Below are 16733 nucleotides of genomic sequence, written 5' to 3'. Positions count from 1 at the left end.
GTTACTGCACTCATAGTTTTGGTAGAATTTGTCTGCAAAATATTTACTATGATTTAAAACCAAAGGTTTTACAAAAACAGCCCTATCAACTAAAAAAATAATCAAAATGATTTTTAACTGGTTTAAAATATTTATATATCATCTTAGACAAAACAAATTGTTTTCGTTTTTGAATGTTCTGGGATTGAGTATCGGGATTGCCAGCATTATCTTCGCTATTCTATATTGGAACGACGAACATGCTTATGACCAATGGAATCCAGCAAAAGAAAACACATTTCAGGTTTTAAACAAAATCGGAATGACAGGCGATACTTGGGCTTCAAGTTCTATTCCGTTTGGAGAAACCTGCAAAGCAACAATTCCTGAAATTGAACAAATCTGTTTTATGAATATTTGGTACGATACCGAAATCATAAAATACAAAGACATTAAATTATTAGATAAAAAAATCTTCTATACAGATGAAAATTTCTTCGAATTCTTTCCTTTTGAAATTATAAAAGGAGCTAAAAAAGATATTTTAAAAGAAAAAAACAGCGTTGCTATTGAAGAGAATCAGGTTAAATTGCTTTTTAAAGATGAAGAACCGATTGGAAAATCAATTCAATACAGCAACAAAACTTACATTGTAAGAGCGGTTTACCGCCTTACCAGACCTTCGTCTGTTGAACCAAATTATGTCTTTAATGGCATTAAAAGAGAAGGCGATTTAAACAGCTGGGGAAATTTCAATTATGGTTTAATGGTCAAAACAAAACCTGGTTCTGATCCTGCAGTGGTTCGCAAAAAAATGCAACATGTAAATTTTGTTAACCGAACATTGAAAGAAGCCAAAGAAAGCGGTAAAACAGTAGAAGAATTTGTGAAAGAATTTGGAGAAATCACTGTTATTCTGGATCAATTAAAAACAGCTCGTTTAAACGGAACAAAAAGTTCTAGCGGACAAAATTTTCCTGAAGGTTCTGGAAATTTAAAATTGCTTTATATCATGGGCGGTTTATCTGTTTTGATTTTGGTTTTATCATTGGTAAACTACATCAATTTGGCAACTGCATCAGCTATAAAACGCGCTAAAGAAGTGGGTGTACGCAAAATTGTCGGCGCTTCAAAAAATCAAATTATTGCGCAGTTTATTTTTGAGACAGCAATTACAGTAACGTTGGCCATTATTTTTGCTTTGGCTATTGTCGAACTTTCGTTACCTTATTATAATATATTCTTAAAGAAAACCTTAACGATGAATGGCGGTGAATTTTACCTGCAGCTCATTTTTATATTTGGATTAGTAATCATTCTTGCGGGTATTTTCCCTGCTATTTATATCTCAAATTTTGAGACGTTAAAGGTTCTGAAAGGCAATTTCTCACGGAGCAAAAGCGGAATTTGGATTCGTAACTCAATGCTTATTTTTCAGTTCGGAATTGCAGCGTTTTTCATTATTGGCGCTTTGATTGTTAATTCGCAGGTAAATTATATGATGAATAAAGATCTTGGTTTTAGCGGAGATCAAGTCATTACTATTCCGTTTAATAAACCAGATAGAACGAAAAGAATTGAACACTATCTGACTGCGAAACAAGAAATCAGTAAAATATCTGGCGTAGTTGATGTTTCTACTTTTGCAGGAAGTTTTGGAGGAAGTACCAATTCTAGTTCTGGCTTTACTCACAATGGTATTTTTGTTCAGCCAAGAAACGTTGAAATGGATTTTAATTTCCTTAAAATGATGAACATTAAAATCGTTGAAGGACGAGATTTCTCTCCAAAATACGCTTCAGACACAATCAGCAATATGCTGATGAACGAGACATTGGTTAAAGCTTTAGGATTAAAAAAACCATTAAATACAATTATAACTTCTGGCTGGAGCATGGGAGATGGCGATAACCTAAAATTTAGGATAGTTGGAGTTGTAAAGGATTTTCATATTACAGGACTTCAAAATAAAGTACCTCCAATGGTCTTTATAAATCTTAAAACTTTAAAGTGGAATAACTTCAATAATGTCTATATAAAGGTTTCTCCAAATAATTTAACAGAAACGTTAGAAAAATTGAAATTATATTGGGAGAAAAACGTCAATACAGACTATCCATTTGAATATGAATTTGTTAATAAATCATTTGCAAAGACTTATGAAGAGCAAATCAAACAAAAAAATCTGTTTTTTATTCTAAATTTAGTCGTAATCATTATTGCTGTGTTCGGATTGTTCGCTTTGGCATCATTTTCGATGGAAAGAAGGCTGAAAGAAATTGCAATTAGGAAAACGCTAGGTGCAGAAACCGATATTTTGCTGAAAGAGTTATCAAAACAATATATCATTTTCTGTTTAATGGGATTCGGAATCGGCATTGTGCCAGCTTATATTTTATTGCAAAAATGGCTTGAGGATTTTGCATTCAGAATTAATGTTTCTGCAATTCCTTTTAGCGTTGCTCTTGTTTCTCTACTAATCTTAACATTAGTAATTGTACTAACAAAAGCATATCAGGTAACTAAAATAGATGTTTTAAAATATTTAAAATACGAATAAGCTTGTAGACCATTTTTTTTAAGAAGCCCGACAGATTTCAGTAAAATCCGTCGGGCTTTTATTTTAGTCTTTCATGGAAACGGCATCAGAAGAGTAAAGAAGTTTATCTAGACTTTCATCTCGTCCGTACACATCAGCATAAAAATGAACATCTCCATTTTCTTGCACCCAGCAGGTAAAATACCCTATATAGACTGGGATTTTGCTCTTAAGCATACAAGTTGTTTCTTTCTCGCCGCTCATTGCTTTATCAATTTTTTCAACTGGCCAGTCTGGATCGTCTTTTAAAATATGCAACGCTAACTCTCTAGCCTCCTTCACATTAATGCATCCATGACTAAAAGTACGCTTTTCAAACTGGAATAAACTTTTTGCAGGCGTATCGTGCATATAAATATCATTCGGATTTGGAAACATGAATTTCACCAATCCTAATGAATTTTTCGGACCGGGTTTTTGTCTCACTTTCCCTCCATTCCATTCCATATTATTTTCTGCCAGATAGTTTTTATTGTTCGCCATTTGCAATTTTAACTCATTTTGAACAATGCTATTGGGAACATTCCAATAGGGGCTAAAAACAATTCGATCCATATTACCACTAAATATTACCGTCTCACTCAGCCTATTTCCCACAAAAATATCCGATGCCAGATCAATTTTATCATTTTTCACATAATACAATCTAAACGACGGAATATTAACCATTACGTATTCTTTTGCTTTGGCAAGCTTAGTAGGAATCCAACGGCATCGCTCCATATTTAGCATTATAGTTTTTATTCTTTTGCTAATTGGCTCGTTCATCTGATTAATGTGGTCCCTATTAATGATATAATTGAGTGTTAGTCCGTGTCTTTTTTTATAATTCATAACACCGTCCATCAATTCTTGATCGTAAAAATCACTTTTAGAATCTTGCTTGAGATCACCAAGTACATACAGCCTTTGTCTTATTTGTTTTATCGCTGGCGAGGTAGTATCTGGCCTCATATCTCTGTAAGTAGCACTATCGATAGTAATTTTTTGCCAAAGACCATCTTTTTCTATCTGTCTGTATTTTTTTAAAATATCTTGCAGTTTATAGTATTGCGCAAACAACAGATATTCGTCTTCATTTAGTCTGCTAGAATCTACAATAAGCGAATCCAATATTCTACTATAAGATAACGTTTTTGCAGGAAGGTACCAGCCTATTTTTTTTAAAGTAGCAGGATCAACCCCAGAATAAACATTACTGGCATAAAAAACATACATGTTTGTAAGAAGCAACTCAGTATCTATTTGCGGAGGTTCAATATTATCACTTTCGTTAAATGCTTGGTCAATAACTTCTTTATAAGGCATTTTAGCTTCTATCCCTTGATCTTTAAGCACATTAACTTTTTGATATAACAATGCTCCAAATTCTGTAATATGTTTATCATCATACCAAATTGATTTATAACCTTTAGCGCTATAAATGTCTTCAACATCTTTCTGGTACTTTTTAAGCTTGGGATATTTTTTAAAAAAAGCATTAATCGAAGCTGCATCTACCGTAACAGATATAACAACTGGATTTGTAATGTCAGTATTGCTTTTTGCAGTGGCTGTTAATGAATTAAACGAAAATGCAAAAAAACTGGTCGCAATAAGAATCAATGAAAAAGTAAAATTTCGCATATTTTTAAAGTTTAAAATTGGTAAAAATAACTTTAAAAAAAACACCGAAAACCCAATAAACTTCAAAAAAACCTTAGTTTTCAACTATTTTTTTTATATCTGGCAATCATCGATTTGGGCTATCAAATATAGCGAAGTTTTGTGAGAATTTTAATTTAAATTAAAGAAAAACCCAGACAAAAAATCATCGCTACAATCGAGCATACTTTTTTAAAACAATCAAATTCCCGTCTATAATTTCAACAAAAAGTTATCTTGAATAATTTTGAATAATCTCTATATCAATAATTACAATTCAAAAACGCTTAATTTCCGAACTTAATCTGTTATCTTTGCACCCTAAAATCAGTTTAAATAAATATAATCTTATAAGACTGTTTTTGGAGAATAAAAAAATAGCCCATTACAATGAAACTAGATAGAAAAGAAATTCTAAAAGCCTTAGAGACAATCACTATTGCTGGAGAAGGAAAAAATATGGTTGAAAGCGGTGCTGTAACCAATGTTATTACATTTGGAGATGAAGCTGTGGTAGACCTTGTATTGCATACACCTGCTATGCACATCAAAAAAAGAGCAGAAGATGATATTAGAAAAACAATTCATGATTTGATATCACCTGATGCTAAAGTGAAAGTAAATATTAAAGTAGAAACTCCAGAAAAACCTGAAATTAAAGGTCGTGCAATTCCTGGAATCAAAAATATTATTGCAGTTGCTTCTGGAAAAGGAGGAGTAGGAAAATCTACTGTTACTGCAAATTTAGCTGTTACACTTGCAAAAATGGGCTTCAAAGTTGGTGTTTTGGATGCTGACATTTACGGACCTTCAATGCCAATTATGTTTGACGTTGAAAACGAAAAACCAGTTTCTGTAACAGTTGACGGAAAATCAAAAATGAAACCTATTGAAAGCTACGAAATTAAAATGCTTTCAATCGGATTTTTTACAGCACCTAGTCAAGCTGTAATCTGGAGAGGACCAATGGCAGCAAAAGCATTAAACCAAATGATTTTTGATGCAGATTGGGGAGATCTAGATTTTATGCTTCTTGACTTACCTCCAGGAACAGGAGATATCCACCTTTCTATCATGCAATCGCTTCCAATAACTGGAGCTGTTGTAGTAAGTACTCCGCAGGCAGTTGCACTTGCAGATGCTAAAAAAGGAGTGGCAATGTTTATGCAGGATAATATCAATGTTCCTGTTTTAGGAATTATTGAAAATATGGCCTACTTTACACCAGAAGAATTGCCAGAAAACAAATATTATATTTTTGGACAAGAAGGCGCTAAAAACTTGGCAGCTGATTTAAACGTTCCATTTTTAGGAGAAGTTCCAATTGTCCAATCTATTCGTGAAGCAGGAGATTACGGTCGTCCAGCAGCATTGCAAACCGCTTCGCCAATAGAAAAAGTTTTTGAAGAAATTACGCGAAATGTGGTACAAGAAACGGTAAACAGAAACGAAAGCTTACCGGCAACAGAAGCAATCAAAATTACAACAATGGCAGGCTGTTCTGCAGTAAAAAAATAATTAGATAATTGAGATAATGTGCCAATTAGAAAATGTCAGTAATTCTCTAATTGACACATTAACAAATTGACACATTAATAAATTGAGATAATTACAGTTAGATAATTTTATAGCATTCTCTAATTGGCACATTTTCTAATTGACACATTCAAATATTATGACAACAGAAGAATTAACAAGCAATGTTTTATTGGCCTTAGACGAGATAAGACCATTCTTAAAATCTGATGGTGGAGATATTTCATTGATCTCTATCGAAGATGACAAACATGTAAAAGTTCGTTTGGAAGGAGCTTGCATCAGCTGTAGCGTTAATCAAATGACACTAAAAGCAGGTGTAGAAACTACTATAAAAAAATATGCGCCACAAATTGAAACTGTGGTAAATGTAATGTAACAAAAACAGCGACTTTTTTCAGAAGTAAACCTTGAAAAGTTTAACAAGAATAATAGGTGATTTGTTATTTGATTAATAAAATCACAAAACAAGCCCTAATTAGAGCTGTTTTTTACCACATTCACAAAAAACAACACAAAGATTTAAGAGTTTCTGTTAAGGAATTGTTACATTTTTAACTTAAATTTGTCACAAAACCCTTAAATCTTAAACTATGAAAAACTATTACGCTCTTTTTTTATTATTGTTTTTTGTTTCTGTAGATTATGCCCAAAGTAAGAATGTTGTGGTTGACAAGGCTTGGGTAAGTGAATCTGAAGAATGGTCTGACTTTCAATATTCAGGAAAGATTGTCTTTTCAATCAATCCTAATGAAGAACCAGGATCGTTACGAATTGGAAACTACGACTTCTTATACGACTTTGTCGAAGGAAAAGCAAAATTTACAGTTAAAGCAACTTACAGTTCAGCTGAATTTTCTCATCCGAGAAAAGTTTCTGCTTCAACTGACAAACAAGGAGTTTTAAACACAACTTATGAAGGAACATTGGTTTTCCAATCGGACAAAGATTATTATTCTGTAATTGCCGTGGTTACAATTCTTGAAAAAAACGACAATGTTTTGGGTGTAAAAATGCACTTAAAGGACAATAATAGAAAAGAATACGCATTTAGTACTAAACCTACTAGCTAATATAAATTAGGATTTTTTCACGTTATAAAATCCTGCCAAAAATTTCCAATAATTAAAATGGATGTATTAATTAAAATTAAAGATCGAGAAGGGGTTATACACGAATTGCAAGCTCCAACTGATATGGCAATGAATATAATGGAGTTATGCAAAGCATACGAACTTCCTGTTGAAGGAACCTGTGGAGGAATGGCTATGTGTGCTTCCTGCCAGTGTTATGTTCTAAATGATGTTGCATTACCAGAAATGGGTGACGATGAAGAAGCCATGCTTTCTGAAGCATTTTATGTGAAGTCTAATAGCCGTTTAGGTTGTCAGATTCCAATTACTGAAGATTTAGAAGGATTGGAGCTGGAATTGGCACCAGAATACTAAAAAATAAATTCGAAAAATTTTAAAATTCCAAATTCCAAGATGCATTTTGTGCTATTGGGATTTGGAATTTTTTATTTGGAATTTAAAAAACCGCTTGGATCAAAAGGCTCAAATTCTCTTTCAGAAAATGCTTCGGTCAAAATTCCTGATGAACACAGCCAGGTAATTGCTTCTTCCAATGTATTTCCAGCTTTATAAATCATTTCACTATATCTTGGCAAAATATAATATTGATTGTTTAGAAAAATAATTTCGTCACCATCAAAAGTATCTCCGATTCGGATGGATTGCAACACTTCATCTTTGGTCAAAACCTCTTTTCCTTCATCCCAAAACCAATATTCTGTAATTCGGCTTTTCCATTCTCCCAAGGTTAAAATAATCGTTTCTGGAAGATAAACTCGCACATAAGTGCCACCTAAAATGCCGCTTCCGTAGGTCTGAACGTATGCTTTATAATCTTCATCAAAAGCAACATTCAGTGTTTTTTCACAAGCCAAAATCTCTTCTTCGTCAGCTAAAAACAAGTCAGTTTTATTAGTATTATAGTTCGGAATTATTTTATAGTTATCGAAATTCATAAAATACAAGTTTTAACTGCTAATTTAGTTATTTAACGGTCAAGCCGAAAGTTTCTCATACGAAAAAGCCGTAATCACTTTCGCAATTACGGCTTTTTCTCTTTATAACAATTTTATTTAATCTCTAGATTATACCAAACCTGCTTTAATTAAATATTCAGCAATTTGGATAGTGTTTGTTGCAGCTCCTTTTCTTAAGTTATCAGCAACAATCCACATGTTTAATGTATTTGGCTGGCTTTCGTCACGACGGATTCTTCCAACAAAAACATCATTTTTACCTTCTGCATACAATGGCATTGGGTATGTAAATGTATCTAAATTATCTTGAACCACAACTCCATCAGTGTTGTGCAAGATTTCACGAACTTCGTTTACATCAAAATCATTTGTAAACTCAACGTTTACTGCTTCACTGTGACCTCCAACAACCGGAACACGAACAGCAGTTGCAGTAACTCTGATAGTGTTGTCACCAAGAATTTTTTGAGTTTCGCGAACTAATTTCATTTCTTCTTTAGTGTATCCGTTTTCTTCAAAACTATCGCAGTGAGGAATTGCATTTCTGTGAATTGGATATTTGTAAGCCATATCACCCTGAACTCCAGCGTACTCATTTTCTAATTGTTTTACCGCCTTTACACCAGTTCCTGTGATAGATTGATAAGTAGAAACAATGATTCTTTTGATGTTGTATTTTTTATGCAACGGAGACAAAGCCAATACCATTTGAATTGTAGAACAGTTTGGATTTGCAATGATTTTATCTTCTCTTGTTAAAACATCTGCATTGATTTCTGGAACTACTAATTTTTTAGTCGGATCCATTCTCCATGCAGAAGAATTGTCGATAACGGTTGTTCCAGCAGCAGCAAATTTTGGCGCCCACTCCAATGAAGTGTCTCCACCAGCAGAGAAAACAGCGATATCAGCTTTCATATCAACAGCTGTTTGTAAACCTACTACTTTATATTTTGTTCCTTTATATTCAATTTCTTTTCCTACTGATCTTTCAGACGCAACAGGGATTAATTCTGTAACAGGAAAGTTTCTTTCCGCTAAAACTTTAAGCATTACTTCGCCAACCATTCCGGTAGCACCTACAACTGCAATTCTCATTTTTATATTTTTAAATAATCAATTAATCTAATTTGTGAAGCAAAAGTAAGTATAATAAAAGTCTCTGCAAGGCGATTCACAAAAAATAACAAAATGTTATAAAATAAACATTTTGTAAAAAAACCGCCTCTTTAGAAGGCGGTTAAGTTAGACTTAGTGTAGCGGTATTATATTTTTATTTATTTTTCAATAAATCTCTAATCTCAGTAAGCAATTCTTCTTGAGTTGGTGCTGCAGGTTGATTTGCTGCTGGCTCTTCTTTCTTTTTAAGACTATTCAATCCCTTGATAATGATGAACAAAACAAAAGCTACAATAATAAAGTTAATAACTGCCGAAAGAAACATTCCGTACTTAACTCCACCAAAAGCGGTTAAATCTTCTATCCTTGACAAATGAGCTGCATCTAAAGCTGGTTTTAATACTAGCGGTGTAATTACGTCTTCAATAAATGAACTTACAATTTTACCAAAAGCCGCTCCAATAATAACTGCAACCGCAAGATCAACTACGTTGCCTTTCATTGCAAATGCCTTAAATTCTGAAAAAAATCCCATATCTGATTTGTTTAGTTTTTAATAAATGAATATCGAAAATACGCAATTTTATTGAAAGTTTTTAACGCTATCGGAAAAATACGCGTTTTACTCGTTGCGAAATACTCGTCATTATCTCGTACGGAATTGTTTTTAAGGCTACAGCCATTTCTATAACTGTTGGGCTTTCGCCGAAAATAATTACTGGATCGCCTTCTTTGCAATCAATATGACTTACGTTAACCATTAACATATCCATACAGACGCTTCCGACGATTTTGGCTTTCTGATTTTTAATGGTTACATAACCCACTTCATTTCCCCATAATCTCGAAATTCCGTCTGCGTAGCCAATCGGGATTGTTGCGATTTTAGTTGCTGCATCGGCCATAAAACGGCGTCCGTAACCTACGCTGTCGCCCGCAGGAATAGTTCGAATTTGAGAAATTATGGATTTTAAAGTTCCAACATTTTCTAAATATTTTTGTTCTGCAGGATCGTTTGAAACTCCATATAAACCAATTCCTAAACGAACCATATTATATTGTGAATCTGGAAAATTACTAATTCCAGAAGTATTCAAAGTATGTCGAATGGGATTAATATTTAATTCTGTCATTAATTTTGAAGACAGTTTTTCGAACAATGCAATCTGCTGTCTCACAAAATCAAAATGTTTCGGATCGTCGCTGGTTGCCAAATGCGATAAAATACTCTGAACACGAACAGTTGAATTTCCTTTTAAAGTTGCAATCAGTTCGTCGATTGTATTGTTTTCAAAACCTAAACGATGCATTCCGGTATCCATTTTAATATGAATTGGATAATCTTTTAAGTTCTTTTCGCGTGCAATCTTCAGAAAAGCATTTAATCCTTTTATGCTATAAATTTCAGGCTCTAACTGATATTGAATAATAGATGGAAAACTTGTCGATTCTGGATTTAAAACCATTATTGGAAGTTTTATTCCGCCATTCTTCAACGCGATTCCTTCATCGGCGAAAGCCACACCCAAATAATCCACTTTATGATGTTCTAACAATTTCGCAATTTCTAATCCGCCATTTCCATAACCAAATGCTTTTACCATCACCATCATTTTGACATTTGGCGCTAGTTTTGACTTATAATAATTGTAATTCTGGCTGATGGCATCCAAATTAATTTCTAGAACCGTTTCGTGCGTTTTCTCTTCTAGCAGCGAAACAATTTCTTCAAACTGAAAAGATCTTGCTCCTTTTATCAAGATAGTTTCGTCATGGAAATTCAGATTGTCGATTTCTGCAATAAAATCGGCTGTGTTGTCAAACATTATACTGTCTGGAAACTTAGCTTTAAAAGAAGAAATGGTTGGTCCAATGCCAATTACGCGATTTATTCTATTGTCTAAAATTAACTGAGCCACTTTAGAATACAATTCTTCATTTGCGAATCCGCTTTGGAAAATATCCGATAGAATAACCGTTTTTGAAGCACCTTTTTTCTTCTGGCTTTCTAAGAAATCTAAAGCAATTTTAAGCGATTGAAAATCGGAACTGTAGCTATCGTCAATAATACTGCAGTTATTGATTCCGTTTTTTACTTCTAGACGCATTCGAACTGGATAAAGCATTTCAATTCTATTCTGAATTGTTTCTTGATCGTAACTAAAATGCAATAAAACCAATAAACAAGAAATTGCATTTTCTACAGAAGCCGAGTCATTAAATGGAATTTCTAAATTAAAAGTCTCTTTTTTGTATTGATATTGAATAAAAGTATGATCGTTTTTATGTTCTCTTTTTTGAATAAAAACATCAGCCGTTTTATCGGAAAAACTCCAAGAAAACAGTTTTCTCGGATGATGCATATATTCCGCAACAAATTGAGACAAACAAGAATCTACCACTTCATTTTTTTGATAAATAATGATGGGGCAATCTTTAAACAGAAGCAGTTTTTCATCAATTTTCTGCACCAGATTTAAAAAACCTTCATCGTGGGCAGAACCAATACTGGTCAAAATTCCAATATTAGGTTTAATGATTTTTTCTAAATTAACCATTTCGTTAACGGTCGAAATTCCAGCTTCGAAAATTCCTAAATTATGTTTTTCATTAATGGCAATTACCGAAAGTGGCACTCCAACTTGAGAATTATAACTTTTAGGACTTCTAATAATATTATAATCAGGACTCAATAAAAAATTAAGCCATTCTTTTACAATGGTTTTGCCGTTACTTCCTGTTAATCCGATAACTGGAAAATGGAACATATTTCTGTAATAAGACGCAAATTCTTGAAGCGCCTCAAGCGTATTTTCAACAACCAAAAAATTAGCTTTATCGGCATAACCTTCTGGGATATATTGAACAACAAAATTCTGAACCTTGTTTTCTATTAAATCTGGAATAAACAAATGAGCATCGTTATTAACGCCAGCCAAAGCAAAAAATAAGGTCTGCGATCCGTTTTGAAGCGAACGACTGTCAATTGAGATGTGATCGATTAAAATAGCAGCATCTGAGCCAATCCATTTGGCGTTGAGAACTGAAACCAGGCTTTTTACATTTATGCTCATTTAGAAATTTCTTTTTTTCAAAATTAAAAAAAGGTTTGCCACTTATTTCCCAAATTTTCACTAATTATTCAATTTATTTGAAAGTGTAGAAAAAGAAGGTTTGCCACGAATTACTCAAATTCACGCGAACTATTTTTTTAAAATCTGATAAATCTGCGTGAAAAAATTTTAGCCACAGATTAAAAAGATTACCACTGATTTTGTGAAAAGTTCACCACAAATTACACAAATTGCACAAATTATTTTTTTTAATCTGCCAGATCTGCTAAATCTGCGTGAAAAATTTCAGCCATAGATTAAAAGATTATCACTGATTTTTTAATTCTTTTAATCCTGATAATCTGTGGCAAAAAAAAATCGTGTGAATTTGTGTAATTCGCGGCAGAAAACATTTATTGAGTATATTTGTTTTTACACCTTTAATTCAGGCATTTTGAAAAAAGTACTTCCACTCTTCTCCTATATATTGCATCCGATTTTTATATCGCTGTATGCTACTTTGTTTTATTTATTTTACAAAGACGATATTTTTAGTACAAATGAGAAGTATTTTGTTTTAATTCAGATTTTAGTAATCAATATAATCGTTCCTGTTTTATTCTATTTGCTTTTAAAATCAACTGGACATGTAAAATCAATAATGCTAAGTCAAACTTCAGAACGAACGATTCCGCTTATTCTGCAATGCTTCTTATATATTTTATTGGTTAAAAGAAGTATTGTCATTACACGTTATCCTGAGCTTCATTTCTTTTTCTTAGCAGCTCTATTTAGTACTATTTTAGCATTGGTATGTGTGCTTTTCAAGACGAAAGCAAGTCTGCACATGGTTGCGGTTTCAGGCTTAACGATTTTTGTTATCGGACTCAATATTCATCTTCAGCTCCATAATCCGTATTGGCCGGCTTTACTTATTTTATTATCGGGAGTTGTGGCTTCATCCCGTTTAGAAATGAACGCGCACACGCCTAAAGAAATATTAATTGGGTTGTTTATTGGGATAATGCCCCAGCTTTTATTTTTATATCTTTGGTTATAAAATATAAAAGATCAATCCTGCATTTAAGGTTTTCATATTAATTTTTTCGCCAGATAAAGTCGTTGCCGAATTAAACAAGGGACTTAAGCCATAGTATATATAGACATTCCAAGTATTATATCCTGCCGCAAGATATGGACCGTATTGAAATTTATTGATATCGCCATTATTCTTGATTCTATATGTTTTTTCTCCATCATCAAGAATAGAGGAACTTGAAAACGCATAACTCAATTTTACCCCACCGTAAATACGCCAGAACTTCGTGCTTTCAAAAGTAGAATTACGCCATCTAAATTCTATCGGAAGATCTACCGAATATTGTCTGTAGCGATTTGACACAAACTCACCATAATTATTCACTCCGTATATTATATCGCCTGTAGGGCCCTCAGAAACATTTAAGTTCTGATAATAATTTTGGTAACTCAAACCTAAACCTGCAGCAATCGCAACTGTTCTCGATTTGTTAACAGGCATATCGCGCAAAAAACCTCCTGAAAGTCCAAGAGAAAATTTATTCTGTTTGAAATTGACTGGAATATCGGTAAACATATTATAGGTAATCGAAAAGTAAAACTGATCTTCTCGATACAAAGAATCTATTTTTATAACTGGTTTTATCTCAGGCTTAACTTCTGCTTGCGCAAAAGAGTTAAAAAAAGTGAGTAAAAATAAACAGCTATAAATAATTCGCATATCGTGGTTTGGTTTTAAAAAGAAGATTACAAATAAACGCGTTTTGAAGCACATTTATTTCACATACAAATATAATATAATGCTTTCTGTAGTAAAGATAAGAAGTAAAAATATTCTCATTTTGTCTACGAATAAAATTAATTGCTGCACTTTTTTCAATAAACCGATTGGTTGAAACAAAAAATCAATCAATTTTCTTTTTATCTTTTATACCTTTGCAGGGCATGAAGAAAAAGCAGCTCATATTAAGTTTGTCTTTTGCTGTTACAATATTGTTCTCGATATTGTTTCAGTCGATACACAGTTATGAGCATATTGTAAAACAGCTTTCAGAAAAACAATGCCATCATAATTATAATGATCCGAATGGCGAGATAACGCATCAGCATCATGATTATGACGTTTGTTTTGTTTGTCATTTTGCTTTTGAATCTTTTATTCTTCCGCAGAATTTCTCTTTTGAATTTCATTCATTTGATAGAGAAACGCCTTATTTCTTCCCTTCTTCAGAGAAGATTTTTTCAATCTCAACCACTTCGTATTATTTACGGGGTCCACCTGTTGCTATAGTTTCTTAAATTTCGATTACTCGAAAAAACATCAAATTTCTTTTAGCTTAAAAATTCAAAAACATTAAGTTTCCTAATCCTATTTCATCAATTAGGATCAGAATGCTTTATTGTTGACTTTGGTTTTTATTCGAAGAAAAAACTCAATTTAACTATAGTAACATTTTCAAATGAAAAATTTTATAATTGCCCTTTTTTTAGGGTTCTCGGGCATACTTACTGCTCAAAATTCGGTTTCAGGAACGGTAACTGACAACCAAAATAATCCATTGCCAGGAGTTTCTGTTTATGCTCCTGAATTACATAAAGGAACTACGACTGACGCAAACGGAAAATACGAATTGAACAATCTTCCAAACGGAAATCTACGTCTTGCTTTTACTTATGTTGGCTACGCCAATCAAAACAAGACGATTGTTAAATTACTGAAACAAAATACACTAGATATCGTTCTTGAAGAATCTATTTTAGAAATGGACGAAGTAGTGGTTTCAACTCCTTTCAACAAATTGCAATCGCAAAACGTAATGAAAATCGAGCACGAAAGCATTAAAACATTACAGCAAAAAGGAACCTCAACTTTAATTGAAGGTTTGGCGACAATTCCAGGAGTTTCTCAGATTTCGACGGGAACTTCTATCGGAAAACCTGTAATTCGCGGATTGAGCGGAAACCGTGTTTTGGTTTATTCTCAAGGCGTTCGTATCGAAAATCAGCAATTTGGTGACGAACATGGTTTAGGTTTAAATGATGCTGGAATCGAAAGTGTTGAAGTGATAAAAGGCCCAGCTTCTTTATTGTATGGCTCTGATGCTTTGGGAGGTGTTTTGTATTTCAACCCAGAAAAATTTGCTGACGCCGGCGATTTTAAAGCTAATTTCAGTCAAAAATATTTTACGAATACACAAGGAAGCAATTCTTCAATTGGATTAAAAACGTCTACCGACAATTGGAAATTTTTAGCCCGTGGAAGTTATAACACGCATTCTGACTACAAAATTGCAGACGGAGATCGTGTGACGAATTCACGTTACAACGAAACCGATTTTAAAACTGGAATTGGTTATAGCAATTCGACTTTTTCTAGTGTTGTGCGATACAACTTTAATAAATTGGACATTGGAATTCCTGAAGACGGAATTGCAGAACAATCTTCTAGCAAAGACACTCAATTTCCGAGACAGGGAATTTACAATCATTTATTGAGTTTAAACAATGTAATTTTCTTTGAAAACTCAAAACTAGATGTTGACCTAGGATATATTGCCAATGACAGAAGTGAGTTTGAAGACAGTAACGAAACTTCTTTGCACATGAAATTGAATACTTTCAATTATAATGCAAAATATCATTTTCCTAAATTCGGAAAAATTGAAACTATTTTAGGTGTTCAAGGAATGCACCAAACCAACAAAAATTCTGGCGAAGAATACTTGATTCCAGATGCTACAACAAATGATTTTGGTATTTTTGGAACTGCTAATTATGAATGGAACAACAGTGTTATTCAAGCTGGATTACGTTTTGACAACCGAAATATTACGTCGATCGCGCACGGAACTGAAGGTGAAGAAGGTTATTTTCAGGCTTTAGATCGTTCTTTTGATAGTTTTAATGCTTCTTTAGGTTATAAAACCAAATTTGCCGAACCTCTAACTTTCCGTTTAAATGTGGCAACTGGATTTAGAGCGCCAAACTTGGCTGAACTAACTTCAAACGGCGTTCACGAAGGAACAAATCGTTACGAAATTGGAAATGCAAATTTAAAAACAGAACAAAACGTTCAAACCGATTTGAACTTAGAATACAAAAACTCTCACTTTGAATTTTTCGTAAACGGATTTTACAATCACGTAAATAATTATATATATACTTCGCCAACAGGAGAAGTTTTAGATGATAATGACGTATTTGCGTATGTTCAAGACAATGCGCAATTGTACGGTGGAGAAGTTGGTCTGCACTTTCATCCGCATCCATTAGACTGGTTGCATTTTGAAACTAGTTTTGAAACCGTTACAGGTAAAAAAGACAACAAAGATTATCTGCCTCTAATTCCTGCAAACAATTGGAATAACACACTTAGAACAGAATTCAACATCAAAAATTGGTTAAGCGAAGGTTTTGCTTCATTAAATGTTTCTTCAACTTTCAATCAAGATAATGTGAGCGGATTTGAAACCGCTTCTAAAGGTTATACTTTGGTAAATTTAGGTTTTGGAGGAACAATTAAATTAGGAAAAACAGCTTTTGACATTAACTTAAACGGAAACAATTTATTTGATAAAAAATATATTGCTCACCTTTCAAGATTAAAAACTGATGGTATTCCAAATATTGGAAGAAACATCGTTTTGGGAGTTAATTTCAACTTATAAAATTTATTTAACCGCAAAGGAAGCAAGGATTTTTCACAAAGAGCGCA

14 protein-coding genes are annotated in these 16733 nt (G+C 33.1%); 8 read left to right on the top strand and 6 right to left on the bottom strand.

Features of this window, described 5'->3' with window-relative positions:
• Positions 1 to 106: 106 nt before the first annotated feature.
• Complete coding sequence (locus ABTV69_RS06350; protein ID WP_433834795.1) at positions 107 to 2539, top strand: ABC transporter permease; 2433 nt, start codon at positions 107 to 109, stop codon at positions 2537 to 2539.
• A 63-nt stretch (positions 2540 to 2602) separates the two neighbouring features.
• Here the strand turns inward: ABTV69_RS06350 and ABTV69_RS06345 are convergent, their stop codons facing one another.
• Complete coding sequence (locus ABTV69_RS06345) at positions 2603 to 4204, bottom strand: L,D-transpeptidase family protein (protein WP_433834794.1); 1602 nt, start codon at positions 4202 to 4204, stop codon at positions 2603 to 2605.
• Between the two features lie 408 nt (positions 4205 to 4612).
• Between ABTV69_RS06345 and ABTV69_RS06340 the strand changes: the two genes are divergently transcribed.
• From ABTV69_RS06340 to ABTV69_RS06325, 4 genes are all read left to right on the top strand, one after another.
• The gene (locus ABTV69_RS06340; RefSeq protein WP_433834793.1) at positions 4613 to 5740 is read left to right on the top strand and encodes a P-loop NTPase; all 1128 of its coding nucleotides are present in this window, start codon (positions 4613 to 4615) and stop codon (positions 5738 to 5740) included.
• A 157-nt stretch (positions 5741 to 5897) separates the two neighbouring features.
• Positions 5898 to 6137: a NifU family protein gene (locus ABTV69_RS06335; protein WP_095929732.1), complete on the top strand. Its 240-nt coding sequence runs from the start codon at positions 5898 to 5900 to the stop codon at positions 6135 to 6137.
• A gap of 214 nt (positions 6138 to 6351) precedes the next feature.
• Positions 6352 to 6831 carry a hypothetical protein gene (locus tag ABTV69_RS06330; RefSeq protein ID WP_433834792.1) on the top strand — a complete coding sequence of 160 codons (480 nt, stop codon included), beginning with the start codon at positions 6352 to 6354 and terminating at the stop codon, positions 6829 to 6831.
• 57 nt (positions 6832 to 6888) lie between these two features.
• Positions 6889 to 7206, top strand: coding sequence for a 2Fe-2S iron-sulfur cluster-binding protein (locus tag ABTV69_RS06325; protein WP_091490641.1), 318 nt, complete (start codon positions 6889 to 6891; stop codon positions 7204 to 7206).
• 71 nt (positions 7207 to 7277) lie between these two features.
• On the opposite strand, the gene ABTV69_RS06320 is transcribed toward ABTV69_RS06325, so the two are convergent.
• From ABTV69_RS06320 to ABTV69_RS06305, 4 genes are all read right to left on the bottom strand, one after another.
• The gene (locus ABTV69_RS06320; protein WP_433834791.1) at positions 7278 to 7787 is read right to left on the bottom strand and encodes an SMI1/KNR4 family protein; all 510 of its coding nucleotides are present in this window, start codon (positions 7785 to 7787) and stop codon (positions 7278 to 7280) included.
• Between the two features lie 129 nt (positions 7788 to 7916).
• Positions 7917 to 8906: an aspartate-semialdehyde dehydrogenase gene (locus ABTV69_RS06315; RefSeq protein WP_345142094.1), complete on the bottom strand. Its 990-nt coding sequence runs from the start codon at positions 8904 to 8906 to the stop codon at positions 7917 to 7919.
• A 175-nt stretch (positions 8907 to 9081) separates the two neighbouring features.
• Positions 9082 to 9462 carry a large conductance mechanosensitive channel protein MscL gene (mscL, locus tag ABTV69_RS06310; protein ID WP_433834790.1) on the bottom strand — a complete coding sequence of 127 codons (381 nt, stop codon included), beginning with the start codon at positions 9460 to 9462 and terminating at the stop codon, positions 9082 to 9084.
• 67 nt (positions 9463 to 9529) lie between these two features.
• The gene (locus tag ABTV69_RS06305) at positions 9530 to 12001 is read right to left on the bottom strand and encodes a bifunctional UDP-N-acetylmuramoyl-tripeptide:D-alanyl-D-alanine ligase/alanine racemase (RefSeq protein ID WP_433834789.1); all 2472 of its coding nucleotides are present in this window, start codon (positions 11999 to 12001) and stop codon (positions 9530 to 9532) included.
• Between the two features lie 433 nt (positions 12002 to 12434).
• Here ABTV69_RS06305 and ABTV69_RS06300 point away from each other — a divergent pair, with 433 nt between their 5' ends.
• The gene (locus tag ABTV69_RS06300; protein ID WP_433834788.1) at positions 12435 to 13040 is read left to right on the top strand and encodes a hypothetical protein; all 606 of its coding nucleotides are present in this window, start codon (positions 12435 to 12437) and stop codon (positions 13038 to 13040) included.
• Here the strand turns inward: ABTV69_RS06300 and ABTV69_RS06295 are convergent.
• Positions 13035 to 13739 carry a porin family protein gene (locus ABTV69_RS06295; RefSeq protein ID WP_433834787.1) on the bottom strand — a complete coding sequence of 235 codons (705 nt, stop codon included), beginning with the start codon at positions 13737 to 13739 and terminating at the stop codon, positions 13035 to 13037. The genes ABTV69_RS06300 and ABTV69_RS06295 overlap by 6 nt on opposite strands.
• Before the next feature lie 224 nt (positions 13740 to 13963).
• Between ABTV69_RS06295 and ABTV69_RS06290 the strand changes: the two genes are divergently transcribed.
• Both ABTV69_RS06290 and ABTV69_RS06285 read left to right on the top strand, forming a co-directional pair.
• A complete protein-coding gene (locus tag ABTV69_RS06290) occupies positions 13964 to 14317 on the top strand; it encodes a hypothetical protein (protein WP_433834786.1) in 354 nt (117 codons plus the stop codon).
• A 161-nt stretch (positions 14318 to 14478) separates the two neighbouring features.
• Positions 14479 to 16686, top strand: coding sequence for a TonB-dependent receptor (locus ABTV69_RS06285; RefSeq protein ID WP_433834785.1), 2208 nt, complete (start codon positions 14479 to 14481; stop codon positions 16684 to 16686).
• The last annotated feature ends 47 nt before the right edge of the window (positions 16687 to 16733 follow it).

Origin of the sequence: Flavobacterium anhuiense (genome assembly GCF_050990855.1) — a bacterium.
Lineage (GTDB): Bacteria > Bacteroidota > Bacteroidia > Flavobacteriales > Flavobacteriaceae > Flavobacterium > Flavobacterium anhuiense_C.
This window is presented reverse-complemented; position numbering and strand designations above follow the sequence as displayed.

Coding starts and splice junctions, on each gene's coding strand:
- ABTV69_RS06350 (WP_433834795.1), top strand. CDS start 107: ATGATTTTTAACTGGTTTAAAATATTTATATATCATCTTAGACAAAAC.
- ABTV69_RS06345 (WP_433834794.1), bottom strand. CDS start 4,204: ATGCGAAATTTTACTTTTTCATTGATTCTTATTGCGACCAGTTTTTTT.
- ABTV69_RS06340 (WP_433834793.1), top strand. CDS start 4,613: ATGAAACTAGATAGAAAAGAAATTCTAAAAGCCTTAGAGACAATCACT.
- ABTV69_RS06335 (WP_095929732.1), top strand. CDS start 5,898: ATGACAACAGAAGAATTAACAAGCAATGTTTTATTGGCCTTAGACGAG.
- ABTV69_RS06330 (WP_433834792.1), top strand. CDS start 6,352: ATGAAAAACTATTACGCTCTTTTTTTATTATTGTTTTTTGTTTCTGTA.
- ABTV69_RS06325 (WP_091490641.1), top strand. CDS start 6,889: ATGGATGTATTAATTAAAATTAAAGATCGAGAAGGGGTTATACACGAA.
- ABTV69_RS06320 (WP_433834791.1), bottom strand. CDS start 7,787: ATGAATTTCGATAACTATAAAATAATTCCGAACTATAATACTAATAAA.
- ABTV69_RS06315 (WP_345142094.1), bottom strand. CDS start 8,906: ATGAGAATTGCAGTTGTAGGTGCTACCGGAATGGTTGGCGAAGTAATG.
- mscL (WP_433834790.1), bottom strand. CDS start 9,462: ATGGGATTTTTTTCAGAATTTAAGGCATTTGCAATGAAAGGCAACGTA.
- ABTV69_RS06305 (WP_433834789.1), bottom strand. CDS start 12,001: ATGAGCATAAATGTAAAAAGCCTGGTTTCAGTTCTCAACGCCAAATGG.
- ABTV69_RS06295 (WP_433834787.1), bottom strand. CDS start 13,739: ATGCGAATTATTTATAGCTGTTTATTTTTACTCACTTTTTTTAACTCT.
- ABTV69_RS06290 (WP_433834786.1), top strand. CDS start 13,964: ATGAAGAAAAAGCAGCTCATATTAAGTTTGTCTTTTGCTGTTACAATA.
- ABTV69_RS06285 (WP_433834785.1), top strand. CDS start 14,479: ATGAAAAATTTTATAATTGCCCTTTTTTTAGGGTTCTCGGGCATACTT.